The organism is Streptomyces sp. NPDC042638, assembly GCF_040647235.1.
In the GTDB taxonomy this organism is placed as follows: domain Bacteria; phylum Actinomycetota; class Actinomycetes; order Streptomycetales; family Streptomycetaceae; genus Streptomyces; species Streptomyces rameus.
This window is the reverse complement of sequence record NZ_JBEZBT010000001.1, coordinates 245,611-263,758: the sequence shown is the minus strand read 5'-3', so window position 1 is coordinate 263,758 and position 18,148 is coordinate 245,611. Positions and strand designations below refer to the sequence as shown.

Here is an 18,148-nt window from a genome sequence, read left to right as displayed (position 1 = left end):
GGCATGAACACACTCGATCCCCATGACGACGCCGGTCTCAGGAAGGACCCCGACCTGCGGAAGGAACTCGACGCGACCGTGCGGGCCCGCCGGGAACTGGGCGACGACTACGACTCCGCCCTGGTGGACTCCTTCCTGGGGAAGGTCGAGCGGCGGATCGACGACGCGGTGGACCGCCGGCTGCGACGGCAGCTGGCGGAGCAGCAGATGGCCACGGCCCGCGAGTCACGGCGGCCGAAAGCGGTCGACTCCTGGGGCGAGCGTTACGGTTTCGCGCTGATCACGCTGGTCCTGGCGATCCCGCTGTCCGCGATCGCCGGCGGTCTCGCCGGGATGTCCGGGATGGTGGTCACCTGGATCGGCATCGTCGGCGTCAACGCGGCACAGGCCGTACGCCTCAACCCGGAGCTGTTCACGGGCCACGGCCGGGACCGGTCCCCCCGCGACGACTGACCGAACCCACCTCCCCGGCCCCCACCCCGGCCGAACCGCCGACACCACAACCCGACGTGCCGGGGGCACCCGACGTGCCGCAGGCGGCCGAGGCGTGAGCGGCGGAGGCCGACGTGCCGAGGGCGCCCGACGTGCCGCAGGCGACCGACGTGCCGCAGGCGGCCGGAGGCGTGGGCGGCGGAAGCCGGCGTGCCGGGGGAGCCGAGGCGTGGCCGGCGAAAGCCGGCGTGCCGTGAGCGGCCGGAAGCGCAGGCAGCGAAAGCCGACCCGCCAGGGGCGGCCGGAAGCGGCCGAGGCACGGGCAGCGGCCGACATGCCAGGGGCGGCCGAAGTCCTGAGCGGCGGAAGCCGCCATGCCGGAAGCGGCCGGAGGCGTGGGCGGCGGAGGCCGGCGTGCCGGAAGCGGCCGAAGGCGTGGGCGGCGGAAGCCGCCATGCCGGAAGCGGCCGAAGTCCTGAGCGGCGGAAGCCGCCATGCCGGAAGCGGTCGGAGGCGTGGGCGGCGGAGGCCGACGTGCCGGAGGCAGAGGCCGATGGGCCGGGGCGGCCGGAAGCGTCGACGGCGGCGGCCGGGGCCGGTGTTCGTCGCCCGTCTGGGGCGCGGCCGTCGCCCGGTGGTAAGGGCCCGCCGTAGCGCCGGGCGCTGCCGTCGTGCGGCGGTCGGGGCCGCGGAAGAATTGCGCGGGGACCGCCGCACCCCCGTTGCCGGGGGGCGGGACGACGGCGGTCCCCGCGAGGGACGCGGGCCGGGTCAGGCCGGGCTTGCGCGTCCGTGGCGTCCATGGAGGTCCGGGAGCCGCTCCGGAGGTCCTTGGCGCCGTTCGGCGCCGGCCTGGACGGGGAGCCGATCCCGCCCTGCCGACACCCACCACTGTGGCGGACCCGTGTTAAGCGGGTGCTGCGCGCACGTGACACGCTCGTACCACTTGCGAGCCGGCTCGATCGGCCGAGGTCACCACACGTTCGCCGAGGTCACCCGCCATTCACCGGGACGTGCCTACTTGTTGCCGCCCTTGGCGAGGAAGGCCAGCAGGTCCTGCCGGCTGACCACGCCGGTCGGCTTGCCCTCGACCAGGACGATCGCCGCGTCCGCGGTGCCCAGCACCTGCATCAGGTCGCCGACCGGCTCGCCGGAGCCGACCTGGGGCAGCGGGGCGCACATGTGCTTCTCCAGCGGGTCCTCCAGCGAGGCCCGCTTGCTGAACAGGGCGTCGAGCAGCTCCCGTTCCACCACGGAGCCGACGACCTCGGCGGCCATCACGTCCGGGTGACCTGCGCCCGGCTTGACGACGGGCATCTGCGAGACGCCGTACTCGCGCAGCACCTCGATGGCCTCGCCGACGGTCTCCTCCGGGTGCATGTGCACCAGCGACGGGATGGCACCGGCCGCCTTGTCGTTCAGGACGTCGGCGACGCGTGCGCTGGGGCCCGCGTCCTCCAGGAAGCCGTAGTCGGCCATCCATTCGTCGTTGAAGATCTTCGAGAGGTAGCCGCGACCGCTGTCCGGCAGCAGGACCACCACGACGTCGTCCGGGCCGAGCCGCTCGGCGACCTCCAGCGCGGCCACGACGGCCATGCCGCAGGAGCCGCCCACCAGCAGGCCCTCCTCCTTGGCCAGCCGGCGGGTCATCTGGAAGGCGTCCTTGTCGGAGACGGCGACGATCTCGTCCGCGACGGTGCGGTCGTAGGCGGTCGGCCAGAAGTCCTCACCGACGCCCTCGATCAGGTACGGCCGCCCGGAGCCGCCGGAGTAGACCGAGCCCTCGGGGTCGGCGCCGATGACCTTGACCTTCCCCTGGCTGGCCTCCTTCAGGTAGTTGCCGGTGCCGGAGATGGTGCCGCCGGTGCCGACGCCCGCCACGAAGTGGGTGATCTTCCCCTCGGTCTGCTCCCACAGTTCGGGGCCGGTCGAGTGATAGTGCGAGAGCGGGTTGTTGGGGTTGGAGTACTGGTCGGGCTTCCACGCGCCGGGGGTCTCCCGGACGAGCCGGTCGGAGACGTTGTAGTACGAGTCCGGGTGCTCGGGGTCCACGGCGGTCGGGCACACGACGACCTCGGCGCCGTACGCGCGCAGCACGTTGATCTTGTCGGTGCTCACCTTGTCGGGGCACACGAAGATGCACTTGTAGCCCTTCTGCTGGGCCACGATGGCAAGCCCCACACCGGTGTTGCCACTGGTCGGCTCGACGATCGTGCCGCCCGGCTTCAGCTCCCCGCTCTGTTCGGCGGCCTCGATCATGCGCAGGGCGATGCGGTCCTTCACGGAACCGCCGGGGTTGAAGTACTCCACCTTGGCCAGGACGGTCGCCTGGATGCCCTTGGTCACGTTGTTGAGCCGCACCAGCGGGGTGTCGCCGACGAGGCTGATCATCGAGTCGTGGAATCGCACCGTTGTCTCCGGTCGCTGCAAAAAGATGTGTTCGTAGTGGTGTCGCCAGCCTAAGGCCAGCTGTGTGGCCGGGAAGGCCGTTCACTCCGCGTTGAGATTGACGCACGGTCCGTACGGGGCAAGGAGTGGATACGGCTACGAGGAGGTGGCGGCGACGCATGACGAACATGTCGAGGGCGAGGGTGGCCCGGCGCATCGCGGCCGGAGCGGCATACGGCGGTGGCGGGGTCGGGCTGGTCGGTGCGGCGACCGTCGGCCTGGTGCTGGCGGAGGTCCGGCTGGCGCGGCGCCATGTGGGCAACGGCAGCGGCGGCCGGGTACCGGTGGCCGACGGGGTGTACGGGCACGCCTACGACATCCCCGGCGAACCTCCCCTCCGCCTGACCATGCTCGGCGACTCCACGGCGGCGGGGCAGGGCGTGCACCGGGCGGGCCAGACGCCGGGGGCGCTGCTGGCCTCCGGTCTCGCGGCGGTGGCGGAGCGCCCGGTGGAACTGCGGAACGTCGCCCTGCCCGGCGCCCGGTCCGACGACCTGGACCGCCAGGTGGCGCTGGTGCTGTCCGGCGCCTTCCCGGTCCCCGACATCTGCGTGATCATGGTCGGCGCGAACGACGTGACGCACCGGATGCCGCCGACCCGCTCGGTACGGCACCTGTCGGCGGCGGTACGGCGGCTGCGCACGGCCGGCGCCGAGGTGGTGGTCGGCACCTGTCCCGACCTCGGCACCATCGAACCGGTGCAGCAGCCCCTGCGCTGGCTGGCCCGGCGGGCGTCCCGGCAGCTGGCGGCGGCCCAGACGATCGGGGTGGTGGAGCAGGGCGGGCGCACGGTGTCGTTGGGCGATCTGCTCGGCCCGGAGTTCGAGGCGAACCCGCGTGAGCTGTTCGGGCCGGACAACTACCACCCCTCGGCCGAGGGTTACGCGACGGCGGCGATGGCCGTGCTCCCCACGCTGTGCGCGGCGCTGGGCCTGTGGCCGGCGGAGGAGGAGCGGCCGGACGTGTCGCGTCGCGAGGGTTTCCTGCCGGTCGCCCGTGCCGCGGCCGAGGCGGCGTCGGAGGCGGGCACGGAGGTGACGGCGGCGATGCCGACGGGGCCGCGGGGACCGTGGGCCCTGCTCAAGCGCCGGCGCCGGCGCCGGGTGCCGGAGGCCGAGCCGGCGACTCGGCCGCTGTGACGTCCCCCGTGACCGGGCGAGAACGTGCCCATGACCGGCCGAGAACGTCTCCCACAACCAAGCAAGCGCTTAGTAAGATGCGGTCAGTGTCACACCCCGACACCGATGACCTCGCACGTACGGCCGGGTAACTTCCCAACCGGCCCTGCCCACCTTCTGTCACTGGAGCCGTGATGCCCGAAGCCGTCATCGTCTCGACCGCCCGCTCCCCCATCGGCCGCGCGAACAAGGGCTCCTTGAAGGACCTGCGCCCCGACGACCTGACCGCCACGATCATCCAGGCGGCGCTCGCCAAGGTCCCCGAGCTGGACCCGCGGGACATCGACGACCTGATGCTCGGCTGCGGCCTCCCCGGCGGCGAGCAGGGCCACAACCTCGGCCGGATCGTCGCCGTGCAGATGGGCATGGACCACCTGCCGGGCTGCACGATCACCCGTTACTGCTCCTCCTCCCTGCAGACCTCCCGCATGGCGCTGCACGCCATCAAGGCGGGCGAGGGCGACGTCTTCATCTCGGCCGGCGTCGAGACCGTCTCCCGTTTCGCCAACGGCAGCTCCGACATGCCGGGGGCGCGCAACCCGCTGTTCGCCGAGGCCGAGGCCCGCACCCAGGCCGTCGCCGAGTCCGAGGGGTCCGACTGGCACGACCCGCGCGAGGACGGCCTGCTGCCCGACCCGTACATCGCGATGGGCCAGACCGCCGAGAACCTCGCCCGCGCCAAGGGCGTCACGCGCCAGGAGATGGACGAGTTCGGCGTCCGTTCGCAGAACCTCGCCGAGCAGGCCATCAAGAACGGCTTCTGGGAGCGCGAGATCACCCCGGTGACGCTGCCCGACGGCACCGTGGTCAGCAAGGACGACGGTCCCCGCGCGGGCGTCACCCTGGAGGGCGTGGCCGGCCTGAAGCCGGTGTTCCGCCCGGACGGCCTGGTCACCGCCGGCAACTGCTGCCCGCTCAACGACGGCGCCGCGGCCGTCGTCATCATGTCCGACACCAAGGCCCGCGAGCTGGGCCTGACCCCGCTCGCCCGGATCGTGTCCACCGGTGTCTCCGGCCTCTCGCCCGAGATCATGGGCCTCGGCCCGGTCGAGGCCAGCAAGCAGGCGCTGCGGCGCGCGGGCCTGACCATCGACGACATCGATCTGGTCGAGATCAACGAGGCGTTCGCCGCCCAGGTGATCCCCTCCTACCGGGACCTCGGCATCGACATCGACAGGCTGAACGTCAACGGCGGCGCCATCGCCGTCGGCCACCCCTTCGGCATGACGGGCGCCCGGATCACCGGCACGCTGATCAACTCGCTGCAGTGGCACGACAAGCAGTTCGGCCTGGAGACGATGTGCGTCGGCGGCGGCCAGGGAATGGCGATGGTCATCGAGCGCCTCAGCTGACCCACCGTCCGTAGCGGACCACGCACGTTACGTCGCAGAAGGGCCCAGAACCCGGGAAACACCAAGGTTTTGGGCCTTTCCGTGATCGAATCTCCCCCAGGATGTGACCTATGTCGCTCGCCGGTCGCATCGATGCAGGTCAGCGGGGATCGGCACAGCGCACGACCACAGCGCGAGCCCAAAGATCTGTCCGTTTCGTGACGTTACGCACTGACAGCTGGTTAGTCCGCCCTTCAAGCTGATGTAGGAAGTCGGGGGTCGACTTTGAACCGGGAGTATGTCAGTGAGCGCCATGCCGATCGCCCTGCTGCTCACCACGGCAGCCACCGGCGCCGTGGGCGTCGCCGTCCTGCGTACCGTCCTGAAGCTGCGCCGCCAGCTCACCGAGTTGCAGCGGCAGCTCGGCCAGGACCGGGCGGCGAGCGCGCGCGTCCTGCTGCCGCACGCGCGGGCCGCCGCCGACGCCGACCAGATACGCGCGGCCGTGGCCGAGGCGCTCGCCGAGGAGCGGGAGCGCGAGCTGGCCGAGGCGCGCGCGTTCTGGGCGGCTCAGGAGGCCCGTGACGCCTCCGAGGCGCCGTCGCTGTTCGGTCTGCCCGAGGCCGATCTGTTCATGCCCCGGCAGGCGGACTTCGCGGGCCTGGAGCCGGTGTCCGAGCCGGTCACCGACGCCGACGAGTTCCCCGGGGAGTCCCCTGAGCTGGCCGCGGCCCGCCGCCGGCACCCCTCGCACCCGGACTTCGTACCGGTGCAGTCGCCGGCCGTGAACGACCAGGAGCGCACGGCGACCACCCTGGAACAGCTGGCCACCGAGCAGGTGGAGCTGGCCGACGTGCGCCCCGGCCCGCTGGGCACGCTCGACGTCTACGTCTTCGCCGACGGCACCACCCTGTGCATGACGCCGGGCCACCGTGAGACGGCGGAGCGCCTGGCCGCTGCGGTGGAGTCGGGCGAGTCCCCGTACCTGCTGGGCGGCTCGGGCGTGTCCGGCGCGTACACGCTGACGTTCGCGTGCGGCGGGGACATGGTCTACATCCTGGCCGACCGGGTCATCGCGTCCTTCTGACGGGCCCTCTGACGCCTCCGGCGGTTCTCAGACCCCCGCCCGCTGCCGCGCCTCCTCCACCAATCGCACGGCCTCGGCGACCTGGTCGTCGCTTCGCAGCGCCACCGCCAGGTCGTGCGCGGCCACCAGGATCTGGTCCGCCACGGCGAACATCCCCGCGTCCGGCATCTCCCGGGGCTCGCAGCCGGGTTCCTCCAGCGACTGGGCCCACCGGGAGAGCTCCCGCGCCATGGCCAATGCCTCGGCCGCGGCGCTGCGTTGCAGCCGGCTCTGCGGTGCCGCCCGCAACCGGTCGGCGAAGTGATCCACTGCTTGGGTCAAGGGCGTCGTATCAACCACCCGCCGAGCGTAACGCGCCGCACTGTTGCCAACGCGCGAACGCTCAGGCACGGTGACGTGAAGGACCGGCTTACATCCCCTTTGCGTTCGGAGGCGCCGATGTCCCACGTGTTCTCTGAGGAGACCCACCGCAATCTGCTCGCCCGCATCCCACACTGCACCGGTCGTGAGGTCTCCGACTGGCTGCGCACCGTCGAAGAAGGCCCCGCGCTCTTCCGCTTCGAGGAGAAGGTCAGCTGGCTCCGGCACGAGTACGACCTGGCGTACGGCCACGCCAAGGCGATCGTGCACGAGTTCGACCTGAGGCGGGCGGCGCGCAAGCTGCTCTGAACGCGGAAGGGCCCCGGGCGGGTTGCCCGGGGCCCAGCGCACGTCCGGCGCGGACGCTAGTCGTTGCTGCTGAAGATCGCCACCAGCCGCAGCATCTCCACGTAGATCCACACCAGCGTCATGGTGAGGCCGAACGCGGCGAGCCAGGACTCGTTGCGCGGGGCGCCGTAGGCGATGCCGTCCTCGATCTGCTTGAAGTCGAGGGTCAGGAAGAACGCGCCGAGCAGGATCGCGATGATGCCGACGATCGCGCCGAGCGGGCCGAAGCTGCGCAGTCCGCCGTTGTCGGCGACGCCGAAGACGACCAGCAGCAGGTTGACCGCCGTGACCACCAGGAAGGCCATCGCGATGGCCATGCCGATGCGGGCGTAGCGGGCGGTGACGCGGATCCAGCCGGCCTTGTAGACCAGCAGGGTCGCGCCCGAGACCGCCATGGTGCCGAGCACCGCCTGGAACGGCGCGCCGTTCCACCGGCTGTTGAACATCTCGCTGATGACGCCGAGGAAGACGCCCTCGAAGGCGGCGTACCCGAGGATCAGCGCGGGCACCGGGGTGCGCTTGAAGCTCTGGACCATCGCCAGGACGAAGGCGATCAGCGCGGCGCCGACGGCCAGGCCGTAGCTGGTGCCGGAGACCGGCAGCAGGGCCCAGGCGAGGACGGCGCCGACGGCGACCGTGCCGAGCGTGAGGGCCGAGCGGACGACGACGTCGTCCATGGTCATCCGGTCGGTGGTGGCCGGGGCCTGCGGCGGGGCGCCCTGCTGGACGTCCGCCTGCGCGTACGGGTTCTGCGCGTACGGGTTCTGCGCGTAGGGACCGCCCTGTGCGTACCCGGCCTGCGGTGCGGTGTGGAAACCGGCATAGCCGTTGTCGCGGCTGAACCCCCGTCGCGAGAAGACCGGGTTACTGCTCCTCATTTCACTCCTCCATGACCGCCGAAACGCAGCCTTGGGCTCAAGAGTAATGGATTGGCAAAGGACCGACCATGATACTTGAGGAGGATCTTTCCCCTGCCACGCTGCGCAACACGCTACGCGCGCGTCCGATTCCCGGCCATGGACGGACGGCTAACCGAGCGGAAACCCTGTGTACGCCTCGGCCAGGTCGGTCTCGGCCGCGCGGGAGGCGGCGATCCGCTCCAGGCGGGCCAGCTGGAGGCGGGCGTCGAAGGGGGTGCCGTCCGGGGCGCGGTGCAGCAGCGTCGTCATGTCGCAGGAGAACCGCTCGGCCTGCCAGACCCGGCGCAGACAGGTGGCGGAGTAGGCGTCGAGGAGGTCCGGGGAACCGGTCTCCTTCTCGTGGGCGAGGGCCCGGGCGAGGGTGACGACGTCCCCGACGGCGAGGTTCAGCCCCTTGGCGCCGGTCGGCGGCACGATGTGGGCGGCGTCGCCGGCGAGGAAGAGCCGGCCGTGCCGCATCGGCTCGTGCACGAAGGAGCGCATGGGCGTGACCGACTTCTGGGTGACGGGCCCGCGCTCCAGCCGCCAGTGGTCACCGGTCTCGAAGCGGCGCTCCAGCTCGTCCCAGATCTCCTCGTCCCCCCACTGCCCGGCCTCCGTGCCGGCGGGCACCTGGAGGTAGAGCCGGGAGACGGCCGGCGACCGCATGGACAGCAGGGCGAACCCGCGCTCGTGGCGGGCGTAGACGAGTTCGTCGTGCGAGGGTGCGACGTCGGCGAGGATGCCGAGCCAGGCGTAGGGGTACGACCGCTCGAACACCCGGGACAGTGCGGCCGGGAAGGCGGCGCGGGCCACTCCCCAGAAGCCGTCGCAGCCGACGGCGTAGTCGCACTCCAGCACGTCCTCGCGCCCGTGCCGCCGAAACGGGATCCGCGGCCGGATGCCCTCCGCCCCTTCCACCGCCAGCGCCTCGGCCTCGAACAGCAGCGGCCCGCCCTCCCTCAGCTGGAGCGCGATGAGGTCCCTGCACACCTCCGTCTGGGCGTAGACGGTCACGGACCGCCCGCCGGTGAGCGCGGGGAAGTCGACGCGGTGCCGGCGCCGGTCGAACCGCAGCTCGATCCCGTCGTGCCGCAGCCCCTCCCGGTCCATCCGCTCCCCGGCCCCGGCGGCGCGCAGCACATCGACCGTGCCCTGCTCCAGGATCCCGGCCCGCTGCCGGTGCTCGACGTAGGCGCGGTCACGGCTCTCCAGGACGACGGAGTCGATGCCGGCGCGGTGCAGCAGCCGGGCGAGCAGCAACCCGGCCGGTCCGGCTCCGATGATCCCGACGGTGGTGCGCATCGGTCGTCCCTTCTCGGCCACGTCGCCGCCACGGAGGACCCCGCCACAGCTCGCCCGCGATGTTCGTCTGGTGAACTTTATTTCACCTACTTCCGAGCGCGAGTCTCCGACCGCACGGGTGCCGCTGTCAACGGTCCGGGAACGGGGATCGTCGGCAGTGCCGAACGCCTCCTGGGCTGGACTTGGTCCCGTGAACGCGCGGGCTCCGGCCGCCTGCTGGGGTGGGCGGACGGCCGGGGCCGGCGGGGGTCGTGTGCGCCGCGGCGAGCGGCCTCCGGCCGGGGCAGCGCGACGGGTGGTGGCTGGTCTAGCTCCGGGGATCCGGCAGCACCCGGTCCACCAGGGCGTCGAGCCGGTCCTCGAACGTCTGCCGGGCGTCCGGAGTGATCGTGGCCAATGCGACCATGGCCGTCACGATGACGTCGGCCAGCTCCTTCTGGACGTCCTCCCACGTGTGCGAGTGGCCTTTCCTCGGGTTGGCGCCCAGCGCCCCGTGCACCGCCTCGGACACCTCCCCGAACTCTTCCCCGATCTTCAGCACGCGCAGCAGGCGCACGTCCGCCGGCGCCGCCTCCGCGGCCTCCTGGTCCAGCCACTCGCGCAGCCGGCCCACCTGCTCCCAGGTACGGTCTCCCATCGCTTCTTCCTCCCTGGGGCCGGCCCCCATCGCTTTGTTGATCAACAGTCCTCCGGTCAGAACAGGGCGGGGGCAACTGTGTCCCCGACCGGGGTTGTCACGGCCGGCGGTGCCGCCCTCCTGCTCATCAGGCCGGACATGACGACACGAACGCGCCCGCCCCCCTGGCGTGGAGGACGGGCGCGCTGGTCGGTGCCCGGGGTGGGAGTCGAACCCACACTTGCCCGCGTTTAAGGCGGTTGCGTCTGCCAGTTGCGCCACCCGGGCCCGGCCCCAGGGCGAGGTGGGCCGCAGCCGGCGCGAGCACGTGACTGGCCGTCACAGTCCGTTCCGGAGGCCGCACTTCGGCCCCATCATGCCGTGCGTAACCACCCGTCCCCGCACCCGCCGCCTACACAGGCGGGAAATGGTCAAGAGGTGACGCAAAGACGCCCACTCCTTCCGGACACAAGCAGGAACGGGCGTCCGTCCGGGGTCACCGGGGAGCCCAGTGCGCCCTCGTCGTCCGCGCGCGGCAGCCGGACGCCCTTGCAGGGGTCGCGCTCCCGCAAGGGGGGCTCCACCTGTTGGACGCCGGCGGACGCGGTAGCTCGTGACCTAGCCGTCGTTGCCCGTCATCGGTTTCACGTACGCCACAGACGGCCGAGCAAGGCAGCGTGGACCGGCCGTGCGCCAGCGGTGCGCCAGCCGTGCGCCAGTCAGGAAAAAACGGAACGCCCCCTGGCGGCATTTCCCCGGGGCACCGCCGGTGCGGGTGGTAGTGCCCGGAGCCGGACTTGAACCGGAAGAGGTAACCCCGACTGACCTGCGAGTTTAGCGTCTGTCCAGCTCGCCCCCCACGAGACCGGACCGGCCCGGACCAGACCCAACCAGACGGAGCCAGAGGCGGGTTGGTGCTCCCGTGGGAGCGCACGGCTTGTCCTGGGTGGCTCGTCGTTCAGTGGAGGTAAGGGCGCGCCGCCCCGGCCGTCAGGGCCGGGGCGGCGGGCGGGGGTCGGCCCCCGGTCAGCGGCGGACGCTCTCCGACCTCGGCGCCCGAGACATCAGTTCACGCACAGCCTCGTGCGGCGCCCGGCCGCCGTGGATCATGTCGACCACGGCACTCGTGATGGGCATCTCCACGCCGTGGCGTTCCGCCAGGCCCAGGACGGCCTGGCAGGAGGCCACACCCTCCGCCGTCTGCGTGGTGGCGGCCCGGGCCTCCTCAACGGTCAGGCCGCGGCCGAGGTGGCGGCCGAAGGTGTGGTTCCGGGACAGCGTGGAGGAGCAGGTGGCGACGAGGTCGCCCATGCCCGCCAGGCCCGCCAGGGTCAGCGGGCTGGCGCCCATGGCAACGCCGAGCCGGGTGGCCTCCGCCAGGCCGCGCGTGATCAGCGCAGCCTTGGCGTTGTCGCCCAGGCCCATACCGGTCGTAACGCCTACCGCGAGCGCCACCACGTTCTTGATGGCGCCGCCCAGCTCACAGCCCACCACGTCCGTGTTGGTGTAGGGCCGGAAGTAGTGGGTGTGGCACGCCTCCTGGACGGCCGCCGCGGTCCTCTCCTCGGCGCAGGCGACGACGCTTGCCGCGGGCATGCGGTCCACGATCTCCGCGGCCAGGTTGGGCCCGGACAACACGGCGATCCGCTCCGCCGCCGCCCCGGTCGTCTCCGCGATCACCTGACTCATGAGCATGCCGGTGCCAAGCTCGATCCCTTTCATGAGGGACACGAACACCGTGTCCGGCGTCCACTGAGGCCGCCACTCCTCCAGGAGCGGGCGGACCTTCTGCGCGGACACGGCCAGGACGGCGAGGTGCGCGCCGTGGGCCGCCTCGGCCGGGTCGGTCGTCGCCCACACGGTGCCGGGCAGCTTCACCTGGGGCAGGTAGTCCGGATTGCTGTGGGTGGAGTTGAGGGCGTCCACGAGCTCCGGCCGACGCCCCCACAGGGTGACGTCACAACCGGCATCCGCGAGGACGAGGGCGAAAGCCGTTCCCCAGGACCCGGCTCCGTAGACGGCTACACGACGTGACATGCGGTCCATCCCTTTCAGTCCTCGGGGCGCCTCAATGTAACGGCGACGGCCACCCGATCTCGGAGTGCTGGCCCGCGCGTCCTTGCCTCCGTCAGCATGCTGTCCGCCTGCGCGTGGCCGAGCTGCTCGCGCAACTCCGCCTCATGCTCAACCCACGACCGGTAGACGCGCTGCCACATCGCGGGTTCGTGGGGCCGCTCCTCCTCGGCGTCCAGGATCAGGCCGGTTCGCTGCGCCTGTTCGCTCCACGGCGGCAGCGCCTGCCGAGCCTGGGACCGGCCGGACGTGAGGACCGCCCGGGCGCCCGGTGAGCACACGCCGGATCTCCTCCAGCGCCTTGCGCCGGTCCTTCTCGTGCCCCAGGGCGTCCACGCACACCAGGCCGTCCGCGTACCGGGCGGGCAGCCCGGTGGAGCCCAGGGAGCCCAGACGGAAATCCGCGCACTCCGCCGGCAGGCCGAAGTGCCGAGCGCGGGCGGCGGCCAGGCCGAGCGCCGTCGAGGACACATCCACTCCGGTCACGCAGGCGGCCAGCGCCCGGGCCAGCCACAGGCCCACGCCGCCCGTGCCGCAGCCGACGTCCACCAGGCGCTGCCCGGGTTGCATGCGGAGGTTGGCCACCATGGTGCCGAGCAGCGCCCAGTCGGTGGAGCTGGATGCGGCCACCTCCGCCGGGTACAGGTCGCCCATGGCCTGTCCGTACAGGCCGCCCACGATCGTGGTCCGGGCCCGAGCAGCGTGCATGGCGTCGTACACCGCGCCTAACTGCTGCTCCACGACGGTCAGCTGGGGGTCAGCCATGCCGCTCCCTCGTCCGGGGGATGGAGCGGGTGATGCGCATCTCCAGGCCCGGCGCGACCACCTTCACCGCGGCGTACGCCTCCGAGTGCCACAGGTTGACGGTAATCGGCTCGCGCCCTGTGAGCCCGGTGACCTGCGTCACCGTCTCGCGGAGGAGGCCGGGCACGGTTGGCTCCAGGTCGACGGCCAGGCCGGCGAAGTCCGCCCAGGTGCCGACGGGCAGGTCGGCCAGCTCCGGCCGCCCGGGCTGGGCGGCGAACGCGGCCTCGTGGGAGTCGAGGTCGTCTCGGGTGCCCGCGATGCAGGTGAGGCGGGACTGCGCGGCCTCCGTGAGCGCGCGCGAGAGGGCGATCTCCGGCAGGTTGTGGCAGCCGGACCCGGCGAAGACGATCGGGTAGTCCTCCGACCAGATGTAGGCGGCGAACACCGTGATGCCGTACGGGCCGCCGACGTGCACCAGCTCCAGCCACATGCCGGCGCCGTGGAACCGCTGGATCAGGTCGGCACAGTAGGGGTCGGTGACGGAGGCCGGGGCAACCAGCGTCCGCCGCCGCCCGCCCGACTTCCAGTCACGGTGGAGTACGTCCCGCTCCACGGTCTCCAGCAGCGCGTGCAGCGTCGCCTCGGCCCGACTGTTGCCGCATGCCAGGCCGTTACTCGTGACGGCAAACACCTCCGGTCGCGCCGCGTCGTGGTGCAGCTCGCGCCGCAGAAGGTCCGCCGGCACCAGGACCTCCTCCTGGGTGACCAGGCCGCGCCCCACCACCCATTCCAGCGGTACGTCGAGCAGCGCCGGGTGCCAGACCTTCACCGGCAACGCGCTCATCGGGTACCGCCGTTGCAGCTCCCGGTGTGTGCCGCGCGCCGCCGGCGCGATCGCCTGCTCAGCGTGGTACAGCTCCGCGGCCTCCAGCACCGCCGAGATCCGCGCGTGGAGGTCGGTCGCGCCCTTGCCCTGGGAGGTCACGAGGGTGCGTGCGGCCGGCCGCACGGCCGTCCACACGGGGATGCCGAGATAGTCCAGGCCGGTCAACCGGGCGACCCGGCTGATACCCAGGCGCCGGAGTTCCGGTTGCAGCGCGGCCCAGGTGTCCTCCGGCGTGCGGGTGCGCAGGGTTCCGGGCGTGAGCACGCTCATCGGACCGCCTCTTGGTCGCGGAGGAACCCGAGCACGAGCGGGCGCGCCGCGTCCACAGCCTCCCGGACGCCCTGCAACCCGCGCCGCCACGCCTCCTCCTCCAGCCCGTCCGGACCGGTCCCCCACACCGCGGCCAGCATGTCCCGCACCACCTGCTCTTTGATCGCTTCCGGGAAAAACCCGCGGTACGCCCGTCCGGCCTCCGCGTTGATCTCCGCGTACCGGGGGACGTCGGCCCGGTCCCCTTCCGTCTCGTGCGCGAGGAGGCGGGCCACCGTCACCGCGTCGGTGAGGTCCGTACGCGGGTTGGTCACCGCGCACGCGAGCGCCGGCGGCAGCTCCGGCACGCCGTTGCTCTCCAGGTGCTCCCACCACAGCCGCTTGAATTCTGGGTCGAACACCTGCTGGTAGGTGACCCGCAGCAGGGTCGGGAGCCGCCCCTGCTCCGTGTCCTGCGCGGCGAACCGGTTAGCCCACTGCCGGAAGCACCGGGTCTGCCAGATCAGGCCGCCCACGCGCTTCACGGGCAGGCCGGCGAGGTCGCACGCCAGGGCGACCGCCGACAGGGCATCCGTCCGCTTCACGTCCCCGAAGTGCCGGTCAGCGGCCAGCGCTTTCGCCAGCCACCGGGCGAACTCCGGGGCTTCCCCTCGGCTCACCAGCCGCAGCGCGTCCCAGGACCGATGGGCGTAGTAGACGCCGGCCAGGACGCTCAGGAGGCGGTCCGCCTGCGCCGTGTCGAGGACGCGCTGCGACCGGCCCATGGCGATGATCTGCCGGACGCGCACCAGTGGCCACGTGCAGGCGCTCAGGTCGCCCTCGGTGGACTGGGCCACGGCGACCTCGTCATCGCCGGTCAGCTGGCCGTTGGCGTACGACTGCCACACGGAGCCGACGCCGATCATGCCGCTGTCGCCCAGCTCCGCGGCGCGCAGGGCACCGATGCTTGCCGCGCCGATGACGCGGACGCCCCGCCCCAGCGTCCAAAGGATCTCCTTGTGCCTCACGGCCGGCGCCTGGTGGTAAACGCCGTCGATGATGACGACCGTGTCCCCGGCCTCGATCTCCGGGTCGAACAGGTCACCGTGCCCGATAGGGGGCCGGATCCGCAGACCCTTGCCCTGGAGGGCAGGGTCATCCGGGCTCAACGTGGGCCCGGTGAAGACGTGAATCACCTTGGTCTCCAAAGGGGTGCACAGATGGGACGGGCGCCCGGCCACCACCATGTGGCCGGACGCCGGCCGTCGAATCGGGATCAGAACGTGTAGCACTCGTCCTGTTCCACGTCCTCGCTGCGGACGACCGCCGCGGTGTCCACCAGCGCCTCCACGTCCGCGCCGTCCGCGACCTGCTCGGTGGCCTGCGCTGCTTCCTGAGCCTTCGACACCATGTCCGGTTCCTTCCAATCGATCCTCCCGGCGAGGCGGGTGCCTCCCGGGCGTTGCCCGCGCCGCCCGTTCAAGGGCGACCAGTCGGCGCGGAGTTTCAGGGACGGTCCCGGCTGCTGTTTCGGCGGCGGCCGGGGCCGCTGTGTCCCGGGCTGCCGTCGCTCCCCCACGGAGGACCAGCCGGGACGTGGGCCCACCCCGGGCCGGGGACCACGCGGGAGGGGTGCGGGTCCGTGGCTGGGGAGCCGGTCGCAAACGACCGGCCCGGGGCGGGTGATCAGGGGCGGGTCACAGCAGGCGCACGAGGGCCGCCGCAGCCACGCCGCCCAGCGTGAGGGCGTACGCGCCGGCGGCCAGCGCCAGGCGCGGGTGCCGTTCACAGATGAGCCGCCATGCCTCCCGGTCGGTCCGTCCGTCCGCGTGGGCCCGGATGCCCAGGCCGGTGAACGACAGCGACACGACCTGTACGGGGGCGGCAGCCTTGCCGTGCTGCTGGTGCATGGTGCTCCTCGGTACGTGGGGGCGGCGAGCGTTGTACTCGCAGCCGGTTGCGGGAGCGGGACGGGGACGGTGGCCCATGACGTGCTGCCAGAACCTGCGCTCCACAGCGGTCAGGCAGGGGGCGCACAGATTGAGGGGGGCGTGTTGGCCCTCCGCTTGAATGGGGCCGACCCACACCACGGGCAGGTCGGCGGCTTCACACCGCCAGCAGTCGCCGGTGAACCACGACGCGTTCACGGCGCTCCGGAGACGACGGCCAGGGTGAGCAGCACGCCGAGCGCGATCACTATGAGCACGTACAGCGCTTGGGCCTGGCGGGTGGCGTACATCGGGACGCCGGCGGCCGACTGTGCGGCCTGGACCTGCTCGGGCTCGGTGTCCGCCCAGACGCGTTTGCCCCACCCCAGCAGGTCCGTGCCCCACTGGCAGGAGAGGGCGGCCACCAGGGCCAGGCCCCGGCCGCCCTCCGCCTCGTCGTCCAGCGGGCGCAGCGCCGGTACGGCGGTGCTCTTGGAGACGGCATCAGCCGGGGCGAGGTCCCCGAGGCTGGCCATCTCCACGCACCAGGCGGTGCGGGCAGTGAGGTCGACAGCGTCCACGGCCGGGACACCCAGGTAGTGACCGACGCCCATGAACGCGGCGTCGTCCCCCTTGCGCGACCACTCCCGCCGGAGGCCCGCGCTGGACCCCACCAGGATGTAGTAGCGCAGCAGCTCGCGGTCCACGAACGCCGGGCTCAGCAGCGCGCGGGCCAGGTAGTCGTTGACGGCCTGCGGCTCCTCGCTGCAGACCGCAGCGTGGACGACGGTCGCGCTGATCTGTACGACGCTGAACACGCCGCCGCAGCGCAGCAGAGCCACTCCGTCTGTCCGCCACTCCTGGCGGGCCCGGACGCGGCCCTCGGCCGCAGAGAGGAGCCAGTGCTCGACGGCCAGGCGCCGCTCGGCGCCGCTCACAACGTCTGCTCTGGTATCTGGTGGTGGCACCGACGGGTGGTGAACATGCTGAACCGTGCCCATGTCTCGCGGCCTCCCAAGTAGCCTGATTCAGGGATAGCCACGACCGTACGTAGTCGTGCAGCACCCCTGAAGTGACCGTGAGTACAGGTGGTTACGGTCAAACCACCAGGATTGGACTGCACATGCAGCCAAGTTCTCGACAAACCCTGACCGGCAGTACGGGTCGGACTGCGCGGCCTCGGACGGGCCTGCTCAGCGGGTACGTCCTGGGGGTGATCCGCGAGCAGCAGCGTTACACCCAGGACGAGACGGCCGAGCGGCTGCGGGTGTCCACGGACACGATCGCCGGGTGGGAGACCGGCCGGCGTCCCCTCACCGCCGTGCCTGTCGGCCAGATGCTCGGCTTACGCCACCAGCTCATGCAGATGGGCACCTCCCCCGTCCTGCTCCAGGCGCTGGAGCGGGCCCTCGAGGCGGACGTGCTGCTGGCCAGCGCCCTGGACCAGGACACCCCCGTCGAGGAGAGCCCACTGGGCGCCATGGTCATGCAGCGGGAACTCGCAGAAGTCCTGGTGTGGCCGCTCAACGGCGTTGCCCCCGGCCCCGTCCGCGCCCTACCCCGGCCGGCCCGCGCCCGCCGAGGCCCCGCCCCGACCGGGCCCCAGCTCACCGCGACCGAACGGCGCACCTTCTTCAAGACCATGCGGGCTACAGCGGAACAGGCGCGCGGGCCCGGTCAGTTCCTGCTGCGCCGCCAGGCCCTCTACCTGTCCGGGTACGACCGAGAGGCGGACACCGCCGACTGGCTGGCCCACCAGCAGCGCACCGAACGCCCCGACGATTGGCTGACGGCCTGGCTCAACAACCGCTCCGTGGCCGCGGTCGCCGCTCGCCACGGCGACCGTGACCGCATGGCCCACTTCATCGACACCGCCCTGCAGGACGATGACCCCGGCGAGGCCGCCAACCTGGCGTACTGGGCGTACTGGGTGGGAGAGGCACCCGTGCCCCAGCTTTCAGACGACTTCATCGCGGACGGATCCCTGGGCCACTGGCACGGTGGCAAGCTCCTCGCCCACCTCGTGGCAGGCATCGCTCCCCAGCACGGTTACGTGGACCTCAACATCCACAGCGTGTGGGCCCTGCTCCAGGTCCGCCCCAACCTGCTCCAGGTCCGCCCCAACCTGCTCCGGTCCGGCCAAGCCGCCCGCGCCCTACGCGAGAAGCTTCCGATCATGTTGGATAACGGGGACCTCTCGTCGCGCGCGCGGCGGGAGCTGGAGAGCATCCGGTACGCGATCCGCCTCGCCGAGGCGTGAG

18 protein-coding genes and 1 tRNA gene are annotated in these 18,148 nt (G+C 72.0%); 6 read left to right on the top strand and 13 right to left on the bottom strand.

All coding sequences use genetic code 11. From position 1 onward, the window contains the following. Nucleotides 1-3: 3 nt before the first annotated feature. Nucleotides 4-453, top strand: a complete 450-nt coding sequence (locus AB0B40_RS01180) for a hypothetical protein (RefSeq protein ID WP_345052886.1) — start codon at nucleotides 4-6, stop codon at nucleotides 451-453. Between the two features lie 996 nt (nucleotides 454-1,449). On the opposite strand, the gene AB0B40_RS01175 is transcribed toward AB0B40_RS01180, so the two are convergent. Next, the gene (locus tag AB0B40_RS01175; RefSeq protein ID WP_362261901.1) at nucleotides 1,450-2,841 is read right to left on the bottom strand and encodes a cystathionine beta-synthase; all 1,392 of its coding nucleotides are present in this window, start codon (nucleotides 2,839-2,841) and stop codon (nucleotides 1,450-1,452) included. 158 nt (nucleotides 2,842-2,999) lie between these two features. On the opposite strand from AB0B40_RS01175, the gene AB0B40_RS01170 reads away from it, so the two are divergent. The 3 genes from AB0B40_RS01170 to AB0B40_RS01160 all read left to right on the top strand — a co-directional run bounded on the left by AB0B40_RS01170 (nucleotide 3,000) and on the right by AB0B40_RS01160 (nucleotide 6,476). Next, complete coding sequence (locus AB0B40_RS01170; protein WP_345052890.1) at nucleotides 3,000-4,019, top strand: SGNH/GDSL hydrolase family protein; 1,020 nt, start codon at nucleotides 3,000-3,002, stop codon at nucleotides 4,017-4,019. Between the two features lie 173 nt (nucleotides 4,020-4,192). Beyond that, entirely contained in the window at nucleotides 4,193-5,410 is a 1,218-nt protein-coding gene (locus AB0B40_RS01165; RefSeq protein ID WP_345052892.1) for an acetyl-CoA C-acetyltransferase, read from the top strand. A gap of 283 nt (nucleotides 5,411-5,693) precedes the next feature. Further along, the gene (locus AB0B40_RS01160; RefSeq protein ID WP_345052895.1) at nucleotides 5,694-6,476 is read left to right on the top strand and encodes a hypothetical protein; all 783 of its coding nucleotides are present in this window, start codon (nucleotides 5,694-5,696) and stop codon (nucleotides 6,474-6,476) included. Nucleotides 6,477-6,503: 27 nt separating this feature from the next. Here the strand turns inward: AB0B40_RS01160 and AB0B40_RS01155 are convergent, their stop codons facing one another. Further along, on the bottom strand, nucleotides 6,504-6,815 hold the full coding sequence (locus AB0B40_RS01155; protein WP_345052898.1) for a hypothetical protein: 312 nt from the start codon (nucleotides 6,813-6,815) through the stop codon (nucleotides 6,504-6,506). Nucleotides 6,816-6,914: 99 nt separating this feature from the next. Here AB0B40_RS01155 and AB0B40_RS01150 point away from each other — a divergent pair, with 99 nt between their 5' ends. Then, nucleotides 6,915-7,145, top strand: coding sequence for a DUF4287 domain-containing protein (locus AB0B40_RS01150; RefSeq protein WP_345052900.1), 231 nt, complete (start codon nucleotides 6,915-6,917; stop codon nucleotides 7,143-7,145). A 56-nt stretch (nucleotides 7,146-7,201) separates the two neighbouring features. Here AB0B40_RS01150 and AB0B40_RS01145 read toward each other — a convergent pair whose 3' ends face one another. The 11 genes from AB0B40_RS01145 to AB0B40_RS01095 form a co-directional block, all read right to left on the bottom strand. Beyond that, nucleotides 7,202-8,062, bottom strand: coding sequence for a Bax inhibitor-1/YccA family protein (locus AB0B40_RS01145; protein ID WP_345052901.1), 861 nt, complete (start codon nucleotides 8,060-8,062; stop codon nucleotides 7,202-7,204). 150 nt (nucleotides 8,063-8,212) lie between these two features. Next, entirely contained in the window at nucleotides 8,213-9,388 is a 1,176-nt protein-coding gene (locus AB0B40_RS01140) for a 4-hydroxybenzoate 3-monooxygenase (RefSeq protein ID WP_345052904.1), read from the bottom strand. Nucleotides 9,389-9,695: 307 nt separating this feature from the next. Further along, a complete protein-coding gene (locus tag AB0B40_RS01135) occupies nucleotides 9,696-10,025 on the bottom strand; it encodes a MazG-like family protein (RefSeq protein ID WP_345052906.1) in 330 nt (109 codons plus the stop codon). Between the two features lie 193 nt (nucleotides 10,026-10,218). Continuing rightward, nucleotides 10,219-10,292, bottom strand: a tRNA-Leu gene (locus AB0B40_RS01130). Between the two features lie 738 nt (nucleotides 10,293-11,030). Next, a complete protein-coding gene (locus tag AB0B40_RS01125) occupies nucleotides 11,031-12,041 on the bottom strand; it encodes an NAD(P)H-dependent glycerol-3-phosphate dehydrogenase (RefSeq protein ID WP_345052909.1) in 1,011 nt (336 codons plus the stop codon). Nucleotides 12,042-12,188: 147 nt separating this feature from the next. Next, nucleotides 12,189-12,842, bottom strand: coding sequence for a class I SAM-dependent methyltransferase (locus tag AB0B40_RS01120; RefSeq protein WP_362261894.1), 654 nt, complete (start codon nucleotides 12,840-12,842; stop codon nucleotides 12,189-12,191). Next, entirely contained in the window at nucleotides 12,835-13,980 is a 1,146-nt protein-coding gene (locus AB0B40_RS01115; protein ID WP_362261891.1) for a YcaO-like family protein, read from the bottom strand. The genes AB0B40_RS01120 and AB0B40_RS01115 overlap by 8 nt, the downstream gene beginning before the upstream one ends. Next, on the bottom strand, nucleotides 13,977-15,128 hold the full coding sequence (locus tag AB0B40_RS01110; protein WP_362261888.1) for a TfuA domain-containing protein: 1,152 nt from the start codon (nucleotides 15,126-15,128) through the stop codon (nucleotides 13,977-13,979). The genes AB0B40_RS01115 and AB0B40_RS01110 overlap by 4 nt, the downstream gene beginning before the upstream one ends. 107 nt (nucleotides 15,129-15,235) lie before the next feature. Further along, nucleotides 15,236-15,370: a hypothetical protein gene (locus tag AB0B40_RS01105; RefSeq protein WP_345052918.1), complete on the bottom strand. Its 135-nt coding sequence runs from the start codon at nucleotides 15,368-15,370 to the stop codon at nucleotides 15,236-15,238. A gap of 286 nt (nucleotides 15,371-15,656) precedes the next feature. Then, entirely contained in the window at nucleotides 15,657-15,869 is a 213-nt protein-coding gene (locus tag AB0B40_RS01100; RefSeq protein WP_362261884.1) for a hypothetical protein, read from the bottom strand. Between the two features lie 233 nt (nucleotides 15,870-16,102). Next, nucleotides 16,103-16,825, bottom strand: a complete 723-nt coding sequence (locus AB0B40_RS01095) for a hypothetical protein (protein ID WP_362261881.1) — start codon at nucleotides 16,823-16,825, stop codon at nucleotides 16,103-16,105. A gap of 173 nt (nucleotides 16,826-16,998) precedes the next feature. Between AB0B40_RS01095 and AB0B40_RS01090 the strand changes: the two genes are divergently transcribed. Next, nucleotides 16,999-18,147, top strand: a complete 1,149-nt coding sequence (locus tag AB0B40_RS01090; RefSeq protein ID WP_345053009.1) for a helix-turn-helix transcriptional regulator — start codon at nucleotides 16,999-17,001, stop codon at nucleotides 18,145-18,147. The last annotated feature ends 1 nt before the right edge of the window (nucleotide 18,148 follow it).

What these genes read in the sequence shown, in the direction of transcription:
- AB0B40_RS01150 (WP_345052900.1), top strand. Translation starts at nt 6,915, where the DNA reads ATGTCCCACGTGTTCTCTGAGGAGACCCACCGCAATCTGCTCGCCCGC.
- AB0B40_RS01120 (WP_362261894.1), bottom strand. Translation starts at nt 12,842, where the DNA reads ATGGCTGACCCCCAGCTGACCGTCGTGGAGCAGCAGTTAGGCGCGGTG.
- AB0B40_RS01165 (WP_345052892.1), top strand. Translation starts at nt 4,193, where the DNA reads ATGCCCGAAGCCGTCATCGTCTCGACCGCCCGCTCCCCCATCGGCCGC.
- AB0B40_RS01125 (WP_345052909.1), bottom strand. Translation starts at nt 12,041, where the DNA reads ATGTCACGTCGTGTAGCCGTCTACGGAGCCGGGTCCTGGGGAACGGCT.
- AB0B40_RS01145 (WP_345052901.1), bottom strand. Translation starts at nt 8,062, where the DNA reads ATGAGGAGCAGTAACCCGGTCTTCTCGCGACGGGGGTTCAGCCGCGAC.
- AB0B40_RS01100 (WP_362261884.1), bottom strand. Translation starts at nt 15,869, where the DNA reads ATGCACCAGCAGCACGGCAAGGCTGCCGCCCCCGTACAGGTCGTGTCG.
- AB0B40_RS01115 (WP_362261891.1), bottom strand. Translation starts at nt 13,980, where the DNA reads ATGAGCGTGCTCACGCCCGGAACCCTGCGCACCCGCACGCCGGAGGAC.
- AB0B40_RS01180 (WP_345052886.1), top strand. Translation starts at nt 4, where the DNA reads ATGAACACACTCGATCCCCATGACGACGCCGGTCTCAGGAAGGACCCC.
- AB0B40_RS01135 (WP_345052906.1), bottom strand. Translation starts at nt 10,025, where the DNA reads ATGGGAGACCGTACCTGGGAGCAGGTGGGCCGGCTGCGCGAGTGGCTG.
- AB0B40_RS01105 (WP_345052918.1), bottom strand. Translation starts at nt 15,370, where the DNA reads ATGGTGTCGAAGGCTCAGGAAGCAGCGCAGGCCACCGAGCAGGTCGCG.
- AB0B40_RS01170 (WP_345052890.1), top strand. Translation starts at nt 3,000, where the DNA reads ATGACGAACATGTCGAGGGCGAGGGTGGCCCGGCGCATCGCGGCCGGA.
- AB0B40_RS01140 (WP_345052904.1), bottom strand. Translation starts at nt 9,388, where the DNA reads ATGCGCACCACCGTCGGGATCATCGGAGCCGGACCGGCCGGGTTGCTG.